Source organism: Paenibacillus lupini, assembly GCF_011761355.1.
Classification (GTDB): Bacteria; Bacillota; Bacilli; order Paenibacillales; family Paenibacillaceae; genus Pristimantibacillus; species Pristimantibacillus lupini.
In genome coordinates, this window is the sequence record NZ_JAASRW010000009.1 from 127,001 (window position 1) to 145,030 (window position 18,030).

The window sequence follows — 18,030 nt, forward strand, 5'->3', positions numbered from 1 at the left end:
TCGTCATGACAGCAACGGCAGGCAAAAATGAAGTTATAAACACTCGAGAGTTCGATTATCCAAGAGAGTTCATCTTCAAAGCTTGGACAACACCAGATCAGCTTTCCCGTTGGTGGGGGCCAAAGGGCTTTACCAATACGTTTCATGAATTTGATGTGAGACCGGGAGGCCAATGGCGGTTTGTTATGCATGGACCCAATGGTACAGACTATCCGAACCATAGTGAATTTGAGGAGATCGTACCAGAGGAACGTATCGTCGTTCATCATCTGAATGCTCCTGAATTTCAGGTGACGGCTTCATTTGAAGAGGTTGATGGCCGAACCAGATTGACATTCCGTCAGGTGTTTGTGAACGAGAAATTCGTCGAAGGGGCCAGGACGTTTCTAATGGATGCGAATGAACAGAACTTTGATCGGCTGAGCGACTTGCTTGCTGAATTATATAGTTAAGTTGTAAGGACAAGAGACAACAAAAGAAACCACTCCTTGGTTAGGAGTGGTTTTCTTTATTGTAAGCTCTACAGCAATTTAACCCGCTGAATCTTCACGGCGCAAGCATCAGAAACCCGGATATCAAGCTCTGTGAGCTCGGGAGCGGTGACGGTCAGCTCGGTAATCGCGCCGTTAACGGCTTTCCAGGCTACTTCGATAGATCCGTCCTGCGGCAGAGGAACAATTCCCTTAGCCCAGCTTAAGTCTCCGCTTTGCGGTTCAATAAGGACCTTCGTCCAGCCTGGTGCGGCAGGTCTTACTCCCAGTACGTAAGCACCGAGGAAATAGCCAGGTGCAGCAGACCAGGCGTGGCAATGGCTGCGGGTCAGATCGTTCTCGTTCGCACGGTTCATCGTGGTGTGGCCATACATCTCCCAGCATGTGGTTGCATCGTTATCAAGCATAAATCCGTAGTTCGTTCGGATGTCGTCGAGCATCCACTGCAGGCTGCCATTAGCCATCAATGCTTCGTAATAGAAGAAGGACATAAACGGACTGCCAACCGGTACGAACCCTTCCGGAGTAACGGTTAAGTACGCCTTCAGCAAAGCCTTACGTTCCTCATCCGCAACATCCGCAAGGAGCGCCATCACCTGCGTCTGCATGCTGAAGATGGTCGAGCGGCGGCCTCCTGGATGAATGCAGTCGAGATAAGCGCCGCGCTCATCGCTCCAGAGATGCTGATTAATGGCAGATTTCATTCTAACGGCGATCTCTGCATAAGGTTTCCCCTGTTCCGGAACTCCCGCTAATGCAGCAATAGCAGCAGCATCCTCCAGAACCTTCTTCAACATCACATTCTGATGCGTTACAATTCCGTCATCCGGCTGATCGATTGGCGCCCAGTCCAGCAGATTCCAGCCTTTCATATCCAGCAGATCATCCGAGTTCAGAAGCTTCAGATAATGATCCAGTGTGAATAGGATGGAAGGAAGCGTCTCTGCCGCAAAATCACGCTTGCCTGTGTGCTCCGCATATTCCCGGCAGGCTACAATCCAGAAGAAGGTCCAGTTCGGAATGACACTTGTCCATGCGCTCGGAACCTGGTCACCATAGAGCGGTGTCTGGAACGCAGAGCCCGGCACCAATCGAAGGCAGCGTTCTACGATGTCTGTTCCTCCGAATGCATAGTAATTAACGAGCGCCTCGTTGCGGCTGTCGCCGACCCAGAAGGTCTGCTCATACGCCGGGCAGTCGACGAAAGTATCCTCCATGCAAAGCTTGGTTGTATGCTTCGCAAGGTCCCAAATTCGGCCTAGTCGATCATCCGAGCATTGGAAGCTTCCGATCTCTGGTGCAGGATAGTTACTTTGAATGAGCCGGATATCCCGAATGTGCACCGGACTCTTGGCACCACGTACAGTGACGATCAGATAACGAAGCCCTCTACGGACAGGAGAGGCGTAACGCTGGTAGCCTTCCCTCGTCACATAACGAAGCGTATTGTCCAAGCCAAAGGTATGTTGAATATAGGTATCCTTCCGGTATTCAATACCGTACCAATCAATCGTAACGCCAGCCTCGGCCTCCAGCTCGAATTCGAGGAAGCCGCTCCACTCCTTGCCGAAGTCGATCATAAATTCCGTATCTGCATGATTGAATACAGGAACGATGGCCGTATCCGAGGAGGCAACCGCAATACGCTGAAGCGAAGCGGGAACAGCATAAGCTTCGGTTTCCCGTTTTGCGAATTGCGGCATAAAGGCATCTTGGCTGTTAGCTAGCAGATGCGGAACAGGCTCAATCGGATAGCCGGTTTCGCGCAGTTCATCAATCGTTGTAATGGAGAGCATTCGATCAGCAAACTGATCTCTTGCCGCCTCCCACGCTGCGAACTTGTCATATTGAACAATATAATCGATACACGTATAAGAATAAGTAGGGCCGATACGAACAAATGGGGACATCGTTCCGTCTGCCTTGCTGAACTCCACCTCTAGAGGAGAGACCCACTCGATCTCTTTGTCCGAGTCCACCCCTATACGGTTACTATGACCATGTTCGGGGCCATAAACGGTGTATAACAACACATGCTCACCTGCCGGTAAATGAGCGCGAATGCCAGCAAGAGGTGAATCTCCTTCCATATCCTCAGCGGTATAAACTTGCTCTCCCAGCCTCACAATGCCTAGTCCACCAACGTGGAACATCAGCTTTACCTCGGCTGCTTCTTTTAAGCGCAAAGTTGTCATGAAGGCTCCGCAGAATCGGATATGGTTGGCATTCTCTTCTCCTGGGGTCTTCATCATATGATAAGCATCAATAAATGCGGTAAGCTGATAAGGGACAACTCGATTTAACGAAATGATACGTGTTGGCAGAACAGGCTCTTCCGTCAAATAAGGAATGTCTCTTGGATGCAGACGTACCCACGGTTCCATCCCTGCCGCACCAAGAACTTCTGCTTGCTGCCAATGGGTATCCGAATACTGGGATGAGGTCCAGTCCTCTGAGAGCTGCCTTCCATCGATTCGCTCCGAGAAGGCTAACTGACAAGACATACGCGCTGTGGCTGGATCCTGCCCTGCATGCAGAGAGGTACGCCAGTCGGCTCCTGTCTTGGCGAGCGTAATCTCCCCATTGTCCGAGAGTACATCTAATTGGGCAAGTAATCCTCCCCGTCCTCTCAAATAGACGAAGTTAGAGATGCCATAATGCATGACTTGCACTGCAATCGTATTAACTTCGCCGCGTCGCAGAAGATGTCCCACTTCATGTGCATCATAGAAAATATCCGTGGAAAAGTAACGAACGGGACCTCTGCCTACTCTTGTTCCATTGACGTACAGCTCATAACGAGAGTCTGCCGTAATCCATAAGACGGCTTTCGCCAATGCGTCCAAATCACTCGGACAGGTGAAGGAGGTTCTGAACCAGCGCCATTCGTTACGCGGACTTTCCTCTGAGCCTCCCCAGATCCAGCTTCCTTGCCAGGGTGTTTGCTTTTCGATAATAGACATGATTATCCTCCTATGGCTTAATGTCGATCAGTTAGAAGAAAGCGCTACCAGCCCTTATTATAAATATACTAATCAATTCATAGAGGAAAAAATAGATCGGATCTCATTGTATAATTGTCCAATATTAATGTAATAGACAGTCCCGAATCGTCTGCACGACGAGTTCTGGTTCTGTGAACTGCGGGAAGTGTCCGCTGCCAGCAGCGAGGACCTGTTTGCCTTGTTTGCTGAGCTGTACGAGGTCCAGTTGATTCCTCATTCGAATCGCAAAGGCTTGTTCCGGCATCATCGGGGGTTTACTCGTTCCCGTTAAGACAAAGAGCGGCTTGTCAGGGAAGGGGCCGGCCTGTTCGATCTGCCTTGCTGTCTCTTGTACATATTGAACTTCATTCCACTTTCTTGAAGGGGAGAGGGTATCAAAGCTGCTTAGGAAACGGTTGATGTATCGGATGAAGGCAGGTTGAGTATCATTAATCGCCAGATCATTTGGGTGGCTGGCTTCAAGCAGGACTATACCAGCAATCTGATCAGGGAACAGGCGAGCAAATAAGTTTGCATATAACCCGCCAAGAGAGTGCCCCACAAGAAGATAAGGGGGAGGAAGCTTTACTTCATCGAGCAGCTGTCTTAATGCGGACACAATTGCAGCGCCATCTTGGGGACTAGTTGGCATATCACTTTTTCCAACTCCCAAGCGATTGTAGGCCAGAACGGTTGATTCCTCGGCGAGCTCGTGAAAAATCTTGTGCCAACCTTCAATTGGGCCACTTCCTCCATTAATAAGGATAATGGCTGGTGAACCTGTGCCAGATCGAGCATATTCCAAGGCACCAAGTTTATTTTTGGTAATAGGTTTCATTACTTACCTCCGTCCCTATTGTCGTCTTCTCCTGATACGCAGCAGCATCTCCTTACGTTTCCAGCGAATCATTTGTACTTCACTCGTATTCCGTCTAAACTTGGATTATAAGAAGAGGTGATGCTAATGGCTCGGAAACGGTATAGCAATTTAGACCCATCAGCGACAGTCAAAACCTTTAAAGAAGTACGTCGCTGGCAAAAGGAACGCAAAGGCAAAGTGAAAGATCTAAGCTACCGCATCGGACAAGCTGAGCATAAGCAGCAGGCACTGCTCAGCAGTAACCAAAGTGAGTTGACGATTACCTGGATCGGCCACTCCACGTTTCTTGTGCAAATCGCTGGCCTGACGATTGTGACGGATCCTGTATGGGCGAGCCGGATGGGTTTTGCCAGGAGACTTGAAGAACCAGGACTTACTTTAGATGAGATTCCGCCGGTGGATGTTATTTTGTTGTCGCATTCGCATTATGACCATCTTCACAAGGGTTCTTTGAGGAAACTGAAGGGTTCACCTGTTGTGCTCGTGCCTGAGGGACTTGGTCCGATGATGAGGAAACTTATGCGCGGCAAAGAAGTACATGAGCTGCCATGGTGGGGACATGTGAAAATAGGCCCTGTCGAGTTTCATTTTGTACCGGCGCAGCACTGGGTAAGACGTACTCTGACGGATACGAATACGTCCCTTTGGGGCGGATGGGTGATCAAGCGTTCAGAGGAAGATACAGTCTATTTTGCCGGAGATAGTGGTTATTTCGCAGGATTTAGTGATATCGGAGTGAGGTTCCCAGACATTACGTATGCACTTATGCCGATTGGTGCCTACGAGCCAGAATGGTTTATGGGTGCGCAGCACGTATCGCCGGAGGAAGCTGTACAAGCCTTCGTTGATGTTAGAGCAAAGCAGTTTATCCCTATGCATTACGGGGCATTCCGATTGGCCGATGATACGGCGAAGGAAGCGTTAGATCGTTTGCTTGCAGAGTGGCAGCAAAGAGGCATGGATTCGAATAATCTGAAGCTGTTAAAGCATGGCGAGACGTTATGGCATACGGCAAATGGGCAAAAATGATACAATGAAATATATTGTGATAAGCATGTACATGATTTGATGCGCAATTGGGGAGAATCCCACTTGGCAGGAATCGAATAATTTCCAGAGAGCAGGATTAGTTTAAATGACAGTTAATCATACCGAACGTTACCGTTTTAGCGAAGCCCCGATATGGAATATTCAGCGGGAATATTATGAAGAAGAAGGACTGAAGGCTTGGAACAACGACCAAGTTCCTCAATATATCACCTGTAATCCAATGATCGGAACGGCTTATGCTGAGATGATCTTCGGGTTCCTGCAAGACCGTGCAAATAAGGGGCATGTCTCTGAGTCTGTGCAGATTGTAGAGCTTGGAGCAGGAGCGGGCCGTTTTGCTTTTCACGTGTTACATGAGTTATGTAAATTGATTGACTATGCTGGGATCAAGCTGCCATCGTTCCGGTATATCATGACGGATTTGGCGATGAACAATGTGGTGGCATGGCAGAAGCATCCCGCTATGCAGTCCTTTATCGCTCGAGGAATGCTTGATTTCGCACGATTTGACGCCGTTCATGACACGGAACTGAAGCTGGCTGTATCAGGTGAGACCATTAGTCAGGGAGATTTGAAACAGCCGTTAGTCATTGTGGCTAACTACTTCTTTGACGGTATTCCGCAAGAGCTGCTGTATGTGGGTGAAGGTAAGATCTATGAAACAGATGTTTCTGTCGAATATCCGGAGCACAGGGAAGGGCTTAAGCCATCCGAATTGCTTCATAAAATATCTTTAAGCTACGAGCATCGCCGGGCACCGGAGTACGAGGCAGATTCCTATCCTTACCGCGAGCTCATAGGCTTCTATCAGGAGCATTTGGAGGATTCTCATATTTTATTTCCAAGCTCCGCATTAACATGTTTAGATCGTCTTAATCTGTTATCTAAGGCAGGTTATTTATTAATAACTGCAGACAAAGGCGATCACTTGATCGACAACTTTAAATTCGCGGGCCCGCCGGAGCTGATCCTGCATGGAAGCTTCTCCTTTACGGCGAACTACCATGCTATTCAGCAAGTGTTGGAGAAGCAAGGAGCCATCACGTTATTCCCACCCCATCATTATAAAAATATAAATGTGGGTTGTATGATCAATGTGGACTCCCCCGAGGAATGCCTCCAAACCAGATTAGCTTATCGTCGATTTATTGCGCGATATGGCCCAGATGATTTCTTCAGCTTGAAGGAATTGGTCGATCGTAATATCGACAGTATGGGGATGCAGCAATTCTTAAGCTTCTGGCGCCTAGGCGGCTATGATGCGGAATTCTTCATTCAAAGTACGAAGCGGATCTCTAGTCTTCTGCCGGATGCGAATGACGATGAGAAGGAAGATCTCCTGATGGGGATCCACATTATGACGTCATCGTACTATGTGATGGAGCAGCGTTATGATCTCTCTCTTGAAGCTGGTCTAGTCCTGTTCGAGATGGAGCTGTACGAGGAATCCAAACGGTACTTGGAAATCTCGGTAGAAGAAGACGAGGAAGAGATTGTATCCACTGTATTCTATTGCCTGGCCATCTGCTGCTTCGAGCTGGAGCTCATAGATGAAGCCTTGAAATACACGAGGGAACTGCTCAGACTTGAACCTGATCATGAAGAGGCATTGGCGTTGATCCAGGGGTTTGAGGCGGAATAGGTTATGATGAACAGATCTAACGTTTAATGAACAGGCCGTGACTAGAAAACAACTAGTTGCGGCCTGTTTTGTACATGTACCCTTTTGTTCGGCATAGCCAAAAATCTGGTATATAATAGATTACAAATAAGAGCCAAAGCAGGAAAGGGAGATTGTCATGTCAGTTGGAATATTAGCGCATTTACTTGGAACGATGCCTTATAAGGAATTGGCGGCGAAGACTGCCGCACAAGGGTTTCCCTATGTTCAATTGGCTTTGGCAAAAGCCTTCTCGGATGTGGATGCCAGACTTGGTAAGCTAAGCCCCGGTTTGGCGCAAGAGGTGGGCGGAGCCTTTGCGGAGAACGGTGTGCGCATTGCAGTACTCGGCTGCTACGCGAGCCTAGTTGATCTAGATGATGAAGTATTTCGGCATAATGTTGACCGATTTAAGGAGCATCTGCGGAACGCAAGGCACTTCGGGGCACCTATAGTGGCGACAGAGGTCGGCGGCGTTACGAATCCGGAGCGTCGTGTCGAGCATGTCCAGCGTTTAAACCGTGCGCTTGAAGAACTGGTCGAAGAGGCCGAGCGTTGGGGCGTTACGATTGGGCTGGAAGCCGCTCAGGGACATATGATCGATACGACAGAGACACTGGCCGAGACAATCGAGCGGTTCCCTTCTTCCTGCGTTGGCGTTGTGATGGATCCGTGCAACTTAATGAACCCAGCTCGTTTTGACAATCAGGACCACACCATTCGGGAAGCTTTCCGCCTGCTTGGACCACGTATTGTAAGTGCGCATGTGAAGGACCTGAACCGTGCAGAAGACGGCACTTTGAGGGAAACAGCGGCTGGCTTAGGCGAGCTCAACTATCCGTTATTCTTCGAGCTTCTTGAGCAGTACAAGCCGTATGGCTTTGCGACGATGGAAGCGGTAAACGAATCACAAGTGGCTGAGGCAGCGCGGTTCGTTCGTGATGGCCGTTTAGCTGCGAGAAAGCTTTAGCACTTTTTATAGATACTTAGATACTCATATAGATAAGTCGAGAAGGCAAAGTCCTACCTGCAAGAGCAGGTAAGGGCTTTGCCTTTTTGTTTTTGGGCTATTTTACATGTAGGTAAATTGCAGTCATTCACGGGCTTTCTTACGTCTACTAAAAATAATTAGTATCGAATGAAAAATAATGGGGCACTCAGTTGTATTACAAGTGAAAGGAGGTGCTGAGGTGTACAATTCATATGAGCTCAATGAATCTGTGCGAAGGGCCTTGGATCTATATTCGCAGAGCATGATCAAAATCGCCTTTGCTTACTTAAAAAATATAGCCGATGCAGAAGAAGTAACGCAGGAGGTTTTCCTCACTTATTTGCAAAAGCGCCCTGTTTTTGAGAACAGCGAACATGAAAAAGCGTGGTTGATTCGAACGACCATAAATAAAAGCAAAAATATGCTGAAAACCGGATGGTTCAAAAGCAGAAACCCTGTTCCCGAAAACCTGAGCTACCTCCCCAAGGAAGAGAATGAGGTCCTGCAGGCCGTACTCTCCTTGGACAAGAAGTATCGTATTCCGATTCATCTGCATTATTACGAAGGCTATTCGATACAGGAAATCGCAGTTATTATGCAGGCCAAGTCCGCAACAGTGGGAACATGGCTAGCCAGAGGACGTGTACTCTTAAAAGATAAGATTGGAGGCCTGGAGGATGAAGAAATCTGTCTATAAATCCGCGATGTCCCGTGTGAAAACCAGCGAGGACTTCAAAGAGGCAACCTATCAGAAGTTCATGCTGGAACTTGAGAAAACAACACATACAACTACTATGAATGAGGAGCGGGTAAAAATGGAGAAAACAAGCAAAAGAAAGTTAACGGGTTTGACTGTAGGTCTTGCAGCAGCTGCAATATTGGCGGTTGGTGTTATTTCGATCAATCAGAATCAAAGCAATCCGGCTTCCACGCCAACTAATCAAGGGCAGACAGCTGAGGCAACAGCAAAGCCTCCTATTATGGGTAAAGTAGCTGTTAATATTGATGGCGTTATCTCTGAAGTAAGTGCAGATGGCAAAAGCTTCAAGGTTGGCGATCTTTGGGTAGAAGTAACGGATCAAACAAAGCTGGGAAGCAGTGAACCAACAGCGGAGAAGCCATCCGAAGAACTGCTGCAAAAGGAGTTCAAAGTTGGTAATATCGTATCCGGCTATACTTCTCAGGATGTGAGCACAGGCAAGGTAACGGCTGATGTGATTTATAACAATATGGCACCTCAGGCGGACAGCGGTGAGAAGCCTGCTACTACAGCTAAAGTACAAGTGAATATTGATGGTGTGATCTCTGAAGTAAGTGCTGACGGCAAAAGCTTCAAAGTTAATGATGTATGGGTGACAGTGACTCCTGACACCATTATGGGCATTGACGGTCCAACAGCGGCGGAACCATCCGATGAGCTGCTGCAAAAGGAATTTAAAGTCGGCAACGTGGTATCCGGCTTTACGACTGAGGATCTCAGCACAGGTAAAGTAAATGCAACACGCATTTACAACAACATGATTCCGCAAAAATAAAGCGGGAGCCATATTTCGACTTTTTTCACGTGAAACATAACAGGTATTCCTCAAAATTCGCAAAATGAAGCAGGCACCGGTAGTAACCCGGTGTCTGCTTTTTTTATTTTCATATAAAACATTATAATGTTTATTGACCTAGGTATGAAATCAGTGTAATTTAACATTATAACGTTATAACTAACTGAGAATGAAGAATGAAGGTGATTCGCATAAAGCACGTATGGCGCAACGTTAAACGAACGGATGGCGAATTAATAGATATCGCTGTCGAGAACGGCATAATTATCGAATTAACAGGTGCTGGACTCGCAAGCAGCGGGGACGTTGTTATAGATGGCACCGGATTATATGTCTCAAGCGGTTGGATTGATCTGCATGTTCACGCCTTCGCCGAGCTTGACCCGTACGGCGATGAAATCGACGAAATCGGCGTCAAGCAAGGGGTAGCGACGATCGTTGATGCGGGTAGCTGCGGCGCGGACCGGATTGGAGACTTGGCGGCAAGCAGGGAACAAGCGATGACAAGCGTGCTCGCGCTGCTGAACATCTCGAAGATCGGGCTATCCCGAATTGATGAACTATCCGATTTAAGCTGGATCAATCGGGAACAAGCAATAGAAACCATTCATAGTTATCCAGACTTTATTGTCGGGTTGAAAGCGAGAATGAGCCGGAGCGTCGTTAAGGAAAGCGGAATTGAACCGCTTCGGAGGGCTAGAGAAATCGCAGATCGGACGGGCTTGCCGATTATGGTTCATATCGGGTCGGCACCGCCTCGAATCGAGGAGATCTTGCCATTGTTGAAGAAGAATGATGTTGTAACTCATTATTTGAATGGGAAGAGCAACAATCTGTTCGATAAAGCGGGACAACCTTTGCCAGAGCTCAAGGATGCCATTGGCAAAGGGGTCCGTATGGACGTAGGGCATGGCACCGCCAGCTTCTCGTTTAGGACAGCGGAAGCCGCGAAAGAAAGTGGAGTTAGGTTCGACACCATTAGCACAGATATATACAGAGGCAACCGGCTGGGCGGTCCTGTATATAGCTTGGCGCATGTCATGTCTAAGTTTTTGCTGCTGGGCTACCCGTTAGCTGAGGTGATCGACGCCGTTACGGTTCGGGCGGCCGATTGGCTGAACAAGCCTGAGCTCGGACGTATCGAGGCTGGTGACAAGGCTCATCTCACCTTTTTCACTGTGAGGCAGGAAAAAGCGGAGTTCATCGATTCCGAAGGGGAAGCACGCGTGGGAGATCAATATATTCAAGCTAAAGGGGTTTTCGTCAATGGTAGATATGTTGAATGCTAAATATGGATTGAAGCGTGTTATTAACGCAAGCGGACGCATGAGCATCCTTGGCGTATCGGCACCAACCGATACCGTGATGGATGCAATGAAGCGCGGCGGGCAAAGCTACGTGGAAATTGCAGATCTCGTAGATAAGGCAGGCGATCATATTGCCGGCATCCTCGGATCTGAAGCAGCTGTCGTTGTTAACTCAGCTTCCAGCGGCATTGCCCTTTGCGTTGCCGGTATCGTGACGCAGGGCAACCGTCGCAGAAGCGAGCGGCTGCACCAGGATCCAATCGAGAAGAATGAAATCCTTATTCTAAAAGGTCATAATGTTCAATACGGAGCTCCAGTTGAGACGATGGTATTCTTAGGCGGAGGCAGGCTCGTTGAAGTCGGCTATGCGAACGAAGGTAAAGCCGAGCATATCGAGGATGCGGTCAGCGATCGTACAGCTGCCATCTTGTATGTGAAATCGCATCATGCGGTACAGAAAAACATGATATCTGTTGAGGAAGCATGGGCGGTAGCACAGCGCAGCGGCGTGCCGCTTATTGTTGATGCAGCAGCTGAAGAAGATATTCGCAAGTATGTGAAATGCTCTGACCTCGCCATCTATAGCGGCTCCAAGGCAATCGAAGGGCCTACCTCAGGGATTGTTGGCGGCAAGCGCAAATATGTAGAGATGGTGAAGGTTCAGCTGCATGGCATTGGCCGCAGCATGAAGGTCGGTAAGGAAACAACGTTTGGTCTGCTCCAAGCTCTGGACGAGTATCTTGATAAGCCGGATAACAGCGAGCAGGAGAAAGCATCTCTTCAAACCCTTATGCCGCTGAGCGAGCGGCCGGGTGTTCAAGTGACAATTGTGCAGGATGAAGCAGGACGGGCGATATTCCGCGCTAGAATTCAGATCGATCCGCTACTAGCAGGCACGACGGCCAAAGAAGTCGTCCATCAGCTGCAAAACGGTGAGATTGCTATCTATACCCGTGATTACGGCGTGAAGCAAGGCTACTTCGACATTGATCCGCGTCCACTTCTAGGTGACGATATAGACGTAATCGCAGCAACCATCCGCAATTTAACAGGAGGCAACTAACATGTCCAATATGAATAAAAGATTGTATAAGAGCCGCGCAGCACTAAATGTACTTGCAAACAGCGTGGACAATGCCAAAGAAGTGTTCGACGCTGCAGAAGGGCATGTACTCGTTGGTGTTCTATCCAAAGACTATCCGACTGTTGAAGCTGCTGTTGAAGCGATGAAACGTTACGGAGAAGCGATCGAAGAGGCTGTCTCCATTGGGCTTGGAGCAGGAGACAATCGGCAAGCGGCAGTTGTAGCTGAGATTGCGAAATATTATCCGGGAACGCATATCAACCAGGTATTCCCGGCAGTTGGTGCAACCCGTGCCAATTTGAACGGCCAGGAGAGCTGGATTAATAGCCTTGTCTCGCCGACAGGTCAAGTCGGCTACGTAAATATCTCGACTGGTCCCTACAGCGCTGCACAACCGGAGCAAGCTATCGTGCCGGTCAAGACCGCTATCGCACTTGTCCGGGACATGGGCGGCAATGCACTCAAGTATTTCCCGATGAACGGGCTTAGCCGGGAAGACGAGCTTCGTGCAGTAGCTAAAGCATGCGGTGAGGAAGGGTTTGCGCTTGAGCCTACGGGTGGCATTGACATGGACAACTTTGAGCCAATCTTGCGCATCGCGCTGGAAGCAGGAGTACCGCAGGTCATTCCCCATGTCTACTCCTCAATTATCGACAAGGCTACGGGCAAGACTAACGTTGCAGACGTGCAAGCCCTGCTCGCTGTAATGAAAAGGCTGGTCGATGCCCATGGTTGATCGTCCTAACTGTGATCGCCTGACCGTTGCCGTATTTGGTGAAGTCATGATGCGTTTGCAGACGCCGGGTTACGAGCTGTTAACCCAGGCAAGCAGCTTAAATTACTCTTTCTCCGGCACAGGCGTTAACGTCGGTTCCGCACTCGCCCGCTTTGGGCACCGTGCGGAGCTTGTTACGGCTCTGCCGGACAATCCGCTTGGAGACGCGGCTGCAGCTTTCGTGCACAAGCTTGGTTTGTCGACGGACCTCGTTGCCAGATCCGGGCAATACATCGGCATGTATTTCCTGGAGAACGGCTTTGGTGCACGCCCCGGCCGGGTCACTTATTCGGGCCGCCAGGCAAGCAGCTTTAATACGGCGTCTGCCGAGACGTACGATTACGCGGCAATTGCTAAGCGCGTTGATCTTGCACATTTTTGTGGCATCACGCTTGCGATGAACGACCTCGTGCGCACCCATCTGCTCTCTTTAGCACGCACGGTCAAGGCGAAAGGCGGCCGAATCATATTTGATTGCAACTATCGCCCGGCTCATTGGGGAAAAGACGGGTATGCGTTAGCCCGTCCCTTTTACGAAGAAATGCTCTCGCTGTCGGATATCGTGATGATGAATGAGCAGGACGCGATTCGTATCCTCGGCATGCCCACGGAGCAGACAGGCCGTCAGGAGCAGTTATTCGAGCTCATCCCACAAGTCGCGAGCCGTTACGGAATCTCCGTCATTGCTGGGACGCATCGTACGATTAACGGAAATAATACACATACCCTTCAAGGCTATTTGTACAAAAACGAATTCTTCTTCGCCGATCCGGTTACATTCGCTGTTCATGACAGAATCGGCGCGGGCGATGCGTTCGCGAGCGGGATTATTCACGGCGAACTTAGTGGATTTGAACCGGATTATACGGTCCGCTTCGCAGTTGCAGCTGCTATGCTCGCTCATACGATTACTGGAGATACGCCGATGTCAAGCGAGCGGGACATCATTCGAGCCATGACGGAAGCTGCCCTCGATGTAGAAAGGTAGGCCATTCCTGTGTCTATGCGACGTACCACCGACAAACCGCTTTACTTACAGGTCATGAGCGTACTGAAAGAACATATTCTTCACGGGAAGTATCCGGTCGGCACGCTGCTTCCTTCCGAGCCGCAGTTAGAAGCTGAATTTAACGTCAGCAAAATTACGGTGCGCGCCGCGATTAAGGAGCTGGCGCAGGACGGATATGTAGAGAAAGGAAGCGGTAAAGGCACGAAGGTCATCCGCAATACTTCCATCTCGAAGCTGTCCAAGCTGAAGCGGTTTACCGAAGTGCTTGTAGAAGAAGGATACCGTATTCAGAAGGAGCTGTTGTCCGCAGAAGTCGTGCCTACAGAGGAAGACTCCATCCCGTGGCAATTGTTCGGCGATACTTGTGTGAAGATCGAGCGACTCTATCGGCTGAACGGCAAGCCCTACATCTATTTCAATCATTACTTAACGAGCAAGGTGTCTGGTATCGAAACTGCCGGCTTGAACGACCAGTCGTTATATGGTTTGCTCGAAGAAAGCCAAGTCACACTCGAGAAGTACCGTGACGAATTTTCCGTTTGCGGAAGCGCGCCGGAACGCGTAATGGAGGCGCTAGGTCTCGAAGTGGGGAGACTGCTGCTAAAGCGTTCGCGCTACTCCTTCGCTGGGAATGGCGAGCCGGTTGAATACAGTGAAGGGTTCTACGATACGGACCAGCATCATTACATTATCAATTACGATGTGTGAGACAACTCCCTCTCTCCCGAGAGGGAGTTTATTGTAGCTTAATTGCTCAGAATAAATCGTATAAGGAATGAATTTTCCTAAAATGGAGGTCGAATCGACGGCATGAACGGCTGGTTTAGAAGATCGCTGAAGCGCAAAATCACGTTCCTGCTCCTCATTTCGATTTTGCTGCCGCTATTATCATTAGGCTTGTTTTCCTACTTTATTGCATCCAACATAACGGAAGAAAAAGTGAAAGCATCAGGTATGAGCATCATGCGACAGATGGGCTCAAACCTTGAGTTTTTCATGCGCGACATCGAGAACAGCTCTTTATTCCTCATCGGTAACAAAGATGTTCAGATGTATTTGAACGTTTCCGAGAAAGAAGCAAACCTGCGACAGAACCGTATGACTGAATTTCTATCGAACCTGATGTATTCCAAGAACTATGTATCGGATATTACGATTTATCCCGCCAGCCAGGCGCTGCCTGTGTCCAATACGACGATCTTTAAGGTCAGCGTGCCAGATATTACAATCTCTGAACCGGATTATTACGTCGATCACCCTTACTGGTGGACATCGCTTTATCCCATTCACACGGCGGCGGGCAAGAAGAACATCCTCTCTCTTATCCGTCCGATCCGTAACGTGAATACGTTCCAATATCTAGGAAAACTTGTCATTAGTCTCGACGAAAGCATGGTGGCGAAGACGCTTAAGAAATCAGGTATCGGCGATAATGGCTTTATGCTGCTCATCGATGGGAATGGAAATGTCCTGTCGGGATCCTTGTCTCCACTTCCGAGTACAATCGCAGACATCTTGCCAGAGATGCCTTCCGTAGACGGAACGGCAGGCTCTATCAACTATGGTACCGGAGGGGATAAAAAGACGGTGCTATACCGGAAGCTTCCTGAAGCCGGCTGGACACTGATTGGTGTCATCCCTTTCGCAGACTACAAGTCGCAGAACCGCTACGTGCTCACGCTTACCGCCGCGGCAGTTGGCGTATCGCTACTGGCCATCGTTGTGCTTGTTGTGTTCTTTGTCCAACGGCTCACCAGGCCGCTTCGTATGCTGACGAATTTCCTGAACAACACCGACCCGGAAGAGCCCATGCGTTTGTATCCGGTCGAATCCATGGATGAGGTTGGCCAGCTTGTACGAAGCTACAACAAGCTAAGTGGTAAAATCGAGGCGCTCACTGACCAAGTAAAGCTAACCGAAGCCATGAAGACGGAAGCGGATATGCAGGCTCTGCAGGCGCAGATCAACCCCCACTTCCTATACAATACACTCTCATCCATCCATTGGATGGCGCTCATGAATCAGGATCATCAAACAGCCGATATGGTCGGTAACTTAAGTGATTTCCTTCGCTTTAGCCTTAACAAAGGAGCACAATTTACATCCGTTGAGCAAGAGATCGCTCATGTGCGCCATTACGCGAACATTCAAGCGATCCGCTATCCGGATCAGTTCGACATCGTATTCGCGATTGATTCCCAGTTGTATCGCAAGAAGATTCTGAAGCTGCTGCTGCAACCCCTAATAGAGAACGCGCTCGTCCATGGCTTGCACAAGAAACCAGGGAAAGGGGCGATCAGCGTACACGCGAGTCTGCAGGGATCTCTCATGACATTCACTGTAGAAGATTCTGGCGCGGGCATCGCTGCGGACAAGCTGGCGCACATCCGTACCCGGCTTAATGAACCGGAAGAGGTACGCGGTGAGTCCAAAGATCATTACGGACTTCGGAATGTAAATTTGAGGCTGCTGCTTCATTACGGCGCTGATGCGGGACTGAAAATTGAAAGCACAGAGGGCGTTGGAACGATCGTTTCGTTCTCGCTGCCGGTAACGGAGGAATCAATAGCATGAAAATAATGATTGTAGACGACGAGGTCATCATACGAAACGGATTAAGCACCGTTATCAATTGGGAGGAACTCGGGTTCAAGCTTCTCCCGCCTGCCGCTTCCGCAGAGGAAGCATTGGCCAGGTTTCCAGATGAACAGCCTAACATTGTCCTGTCTGACATTCAGATGACGGGTATGAATGGTATCAATCTGGCAGCCGAAATCAAGATGAAATGGCCGGATACAGAAATTATTATTTTGACCGGCTTCGATATGTTCTCTTATGCCCAGCAGGCGATCCGCGAAGGCGTGAGCGATTATTTGCTGAAGTCGAGCCGCCCCGAAGAAATCATCAGGGCGGCGATGAAGGCAAAGCAGAGGCTGCAGGTACGATGGGAGTCCATTAAGAAGGAAAGCCGCGGCCGTTCGGCGTTCCGTGATCGCCTGCTTGAGAGTCTGACCCGGGAAGGGACACTGAGTGATCAATCCGTCGAATCGGCCAGCGAGCTGCTGCCGCATCTTGGGCTTGAGGAGCCGCCCTTGTCTCTGCAGGTATTGCTATTAGCAGCGAGTGGTTGGGGAGGGCGGCCGGATGATTCTTCGCTTGCACATTTTGCCGTCGCCAATATCGTACAGGAGATATTGCCCTGCGAGACACTCCTGCATAAGGATCGCGTTCTCGTTGTCATGAATAACAAGGCTGGTGAGACTGTCGATAAGCTGGAGAAAGAGCTTGGAAGAGTCAGCCGGAAACTCAAGTGCAAGCTCTACGTGGCTGTTGGTTCAACAGTGGGATCAATCGAGGAGCTGAGGCGTTCTTTCAAAGAAGCGGAGCATGCGTTCACCTACCGTTCCATTTCGAGCACGAACGAAGACACGTTTATCCGCTACGAGCTCGTGAAGGATCGGACAGGCGGTAAGAGGGTCTGTTCGGAAGAGGAGGAAGCGAGGTTTATCGCTATTGCTAAATCCGGAAGCATTATCGATCTGCGGCATTGGGTCGACGAAACGATAGCTGCGCAGCTGTCCGATCCCGAAGTGACGCCAGACTCTCTGCAAGCTTACTTGAACTCCATCGTTCTGTCGGGACACCGCTTTCTGGAGAGGGTCACTGCAACGGTTGGTGAACCGCCGCCTGTAGCAGAACCGCTGCGCCCAGATGTGCTTAATCAGTCGGAAAATTCGTATGTAGTGCTGTTCCGTTTGCTGAACTCGATCATGGACCTGTACAGAGAAACGATGTCGGGCGATCGAGTATCTTATATCAAAAGAGCAATTACATACATTAGAGACCATTTGGACAGAAACTTAACGCTGCAGCAAGTAGCGAAGCATGTGCATTTGAATCCGAACCATTTCAGCGAAGTATTCAAGCGGGAGACCGGGTTTACCTATATCGAATTTGTGACCAAGGAACGGATCTCCCGCGCGAAGGAACTGCTGGACAGTACTCCAATCAAGATCAGTGATATCGCCGGGCGGGTCGGTTACGAGGACGTGAAGTATTTCGGTCAATTATTTAAGAAGGCGACCGGCCAGACACCGTCCGAATATCGCAATAAGACCTGATCGATGTCCCCCCATGACCTGAAGGGTGTCCCCTGCCTCTTCGCTACACCCAAGTCTATACTGAAAGTATACTAACGCAGCACATTGCTAGACGATTATGAACTTCAATCAGGGGGGATTTT

General features: G+C 49.3%; 15 protein-coding genes. 13 read left to right on the forward strand and 2 right to left on the reverse strand.

Features of this window, described 5'->3' with window-relative positions; all coding sequences use genetic code 11:
* Positions 1-5: 5 nt before the first annotated feature.
* The gene (locus FHS17_RS25690) at positions 6-452 is read left to right on the forward strand and encodes an SRPBCC family protein (RefSeq protein ID WP_167281414.1); all 447 of its coding nucleotides are present in this window, start codon (positions 6-8) and stop codon (positions 450-452) included.
* A 68-nt stretch (positions 453-520) separates the two neighbouring features.
* On the opposite strand, the gene FHS17_RS25695 is transcribed toward FHS17_RS25690, so the two are convergent.
* Both FHS17_RS25695 and FHS17_RS25700 read right to left on the reverse strand, forming a co-directional pair.
* Positions 521-3,454: a family 78 glycoside hydrolase catalytic domain gene (locus FHS17_RS25695; RefSeq protein ID WP_208420570.1), complete on the reverse strand. Its 2,934-nt coding sequence runs from the start codon at positions 3,452-3,454 to the stop codon at positions 521-523.
* A gap of 124 nt (positions 3,455-3,578) precedes the next feature.
* Positions 3,579-4,313 carry an alpha/beta fold hydrolase gene (locus FHS17_RS25700; RefSeq protein ID WP_167281417.1) on the reverse strand — a complete coding sequence of 245 codons (735 nt, stop codon included), beginning with the start codon at positions 4,311-4,313 and terminating at the stop codon, positions 3,579-3,581.
* A 126-nt stretch (positions 4,314-4,439) separates the two neighbouring features.
* On the opposite strand from FHS17_RS25700, the gene FHS17_RS25705 reads away from it, so the two are divergent.
* The 12 genes from FHS17_RS25705 (at position 4,440) to FHS17_RS25760 (ending at position 17,908) form a co-directional block, all read left to right on the forward strand.
* Positions 4,440-5,384 carry an MBL fold metallo-hydrolase gene (locus FHS17_RS25705; protein WP_167281419.1) on the forward strand — a complete coding sequence of 315 codons (945 nt, stop codon included), beginning with the start codon at positions 4,440-4,442 and terminating at the stop codon, positions 5,382-5,384.
* 106 nt (positions 5,385-5,490) lie between these two features.
* On the forward strand, positions 5,491-7,047 hold the full coding sequence (locus FHS17_RS25710; protein ID WP_167281422.1) for a tetratricopeptide repeat protein: 1,557 nt from the start codon (positions 5,491-5,493) through the stop codon (positions 7,045-7,047).
* Positions 7,048-7,204: 157 nt separating this feature from the next.
* Positions 7,205-8,035, forward strand: a complete 831-nt coding sequence (locus tag FHS17_RS25715; RefSeq protein WP_167281424.1) for a sugar phosphate isomerase/epimerase family protein — start codon at positions 7,205-7,207, stop codon at positions 8,033-8,035.
* Positions 8,036-8,255: 220 nt separating this feature from the next.
* A complete protein-coding gene (locus FHS17_RS25720) occupies positions 8,256-8,753 on the forward strand; it encodes a sigma-70 family RNA polymerase sigma factor (protein WP_167281426.1) in 498 nt (165 codons plus the stop codon).
* On the forward strand, positions 8,734-9,591 hold the full coding sequence (locus FHS17_RS25725; protein WP_167281429.1) for a DUF5666 domain-containing protein: 858 nt from the start codon (positions 8,734-8,736) through the stop codon (positions 9,589-9,591). The genes FHS17_RS25720 and FHS17_RS25725 overlap by 20 nt, the downstream gene beginning before the upstream one ends.
* Positions 9,592-9,797: 206 nt before the next feature.
* Positions 9,798-10,901, forward strand: a complete 1,104-nt coding sequence (locus FHS17_RS25730) for an amidohydrolase/deacetylase family metallohydrolase (RefSeq protein WP_167281706.1) — start codon at positions 9,798-9,800, stop codon at positions 10,899-10,901.
* Positions 10,879-11,982, forward strand: a complete 1,104-nt coding sequence (locus tag FHS17_RS25735) for a DgaE family pyridoxal phosphate-dependent ammonia lyase (RefSeq protein ID WP_167281431.1) — start codon at positions 10,879-10,881, stop codon at positions 11,980-11,982. The genes FHS17_RS25730 and FHS17_RS25735 overlap by 23 nt, the downstream gene beginning before the upstream one ends.
* Position 11,983: 1 nt before the next feature.
* A complete protein-coding gene (dagF, locus tag FHS17_RS25740; RefSeq protein ID WP_167281434.1) occupies positions 11,984-12,739 on the forward strand; it encodes a 2-dehydro-3-deoxy-phosphogluconate aldolase in 756 nt (251 codons plus the stop codon).
* On the forward strand, positions 12,732-13,766 hold the full coding sequence (locus FHS17_RS25745; RefSeq protein WP_167281709.1) for a sugar kinase: 1,035 nt from the start codon (positions 12,732-12,734) through the stop codon (positions 13,764-13,766). The genes dagF and FHS17_RS25745 overlap by 8 nt, the downstream gene beginning before the upstream one ends.
* A 3-nt stretch (positions 13,767-13,769) precedes the next feature.
* Positions 13,770-14,495: a GntR family transcriptional regulator gene (locus FHS17_RS25750; protein ID WP_341805923.1), complete on the forward strand. Its 726-nt coding sequence runs from the start codon at positions 13,770-13,772 to the stop codon at positions 14,493-14,495.
* Positions 14,496-14,597: 102 nt separating this feature from the next.
* On the forward strand, positions 14,598-16,361 hold the full coding sequence (locus tag FHS17_RS25755; RefSeq protein WP_167281437.1) for a cache domain-containing sensor histidine kinase: 1,764 nt from the start codon (positions 14,598-14,600) through the stop codon (positions 16,359-16,361).
* Positions 16,358-17,908 (forward strand): response regulator, encoded by a 1,551-nt coding sequence (locus FHS17_RS25760; protein ID WP_167281439.1) that lies wholly within the window; start codon positions 16,358-16,360, stop codon positions 17,906-17,908. Before FHS17_RS25755 ends, FHS17_RS25760 begins: the two co-directional genes overlap by 4 nt.
* The last annotated feature ends 122 nt before the right edge of the window (positions 17,909-18,030 follow it).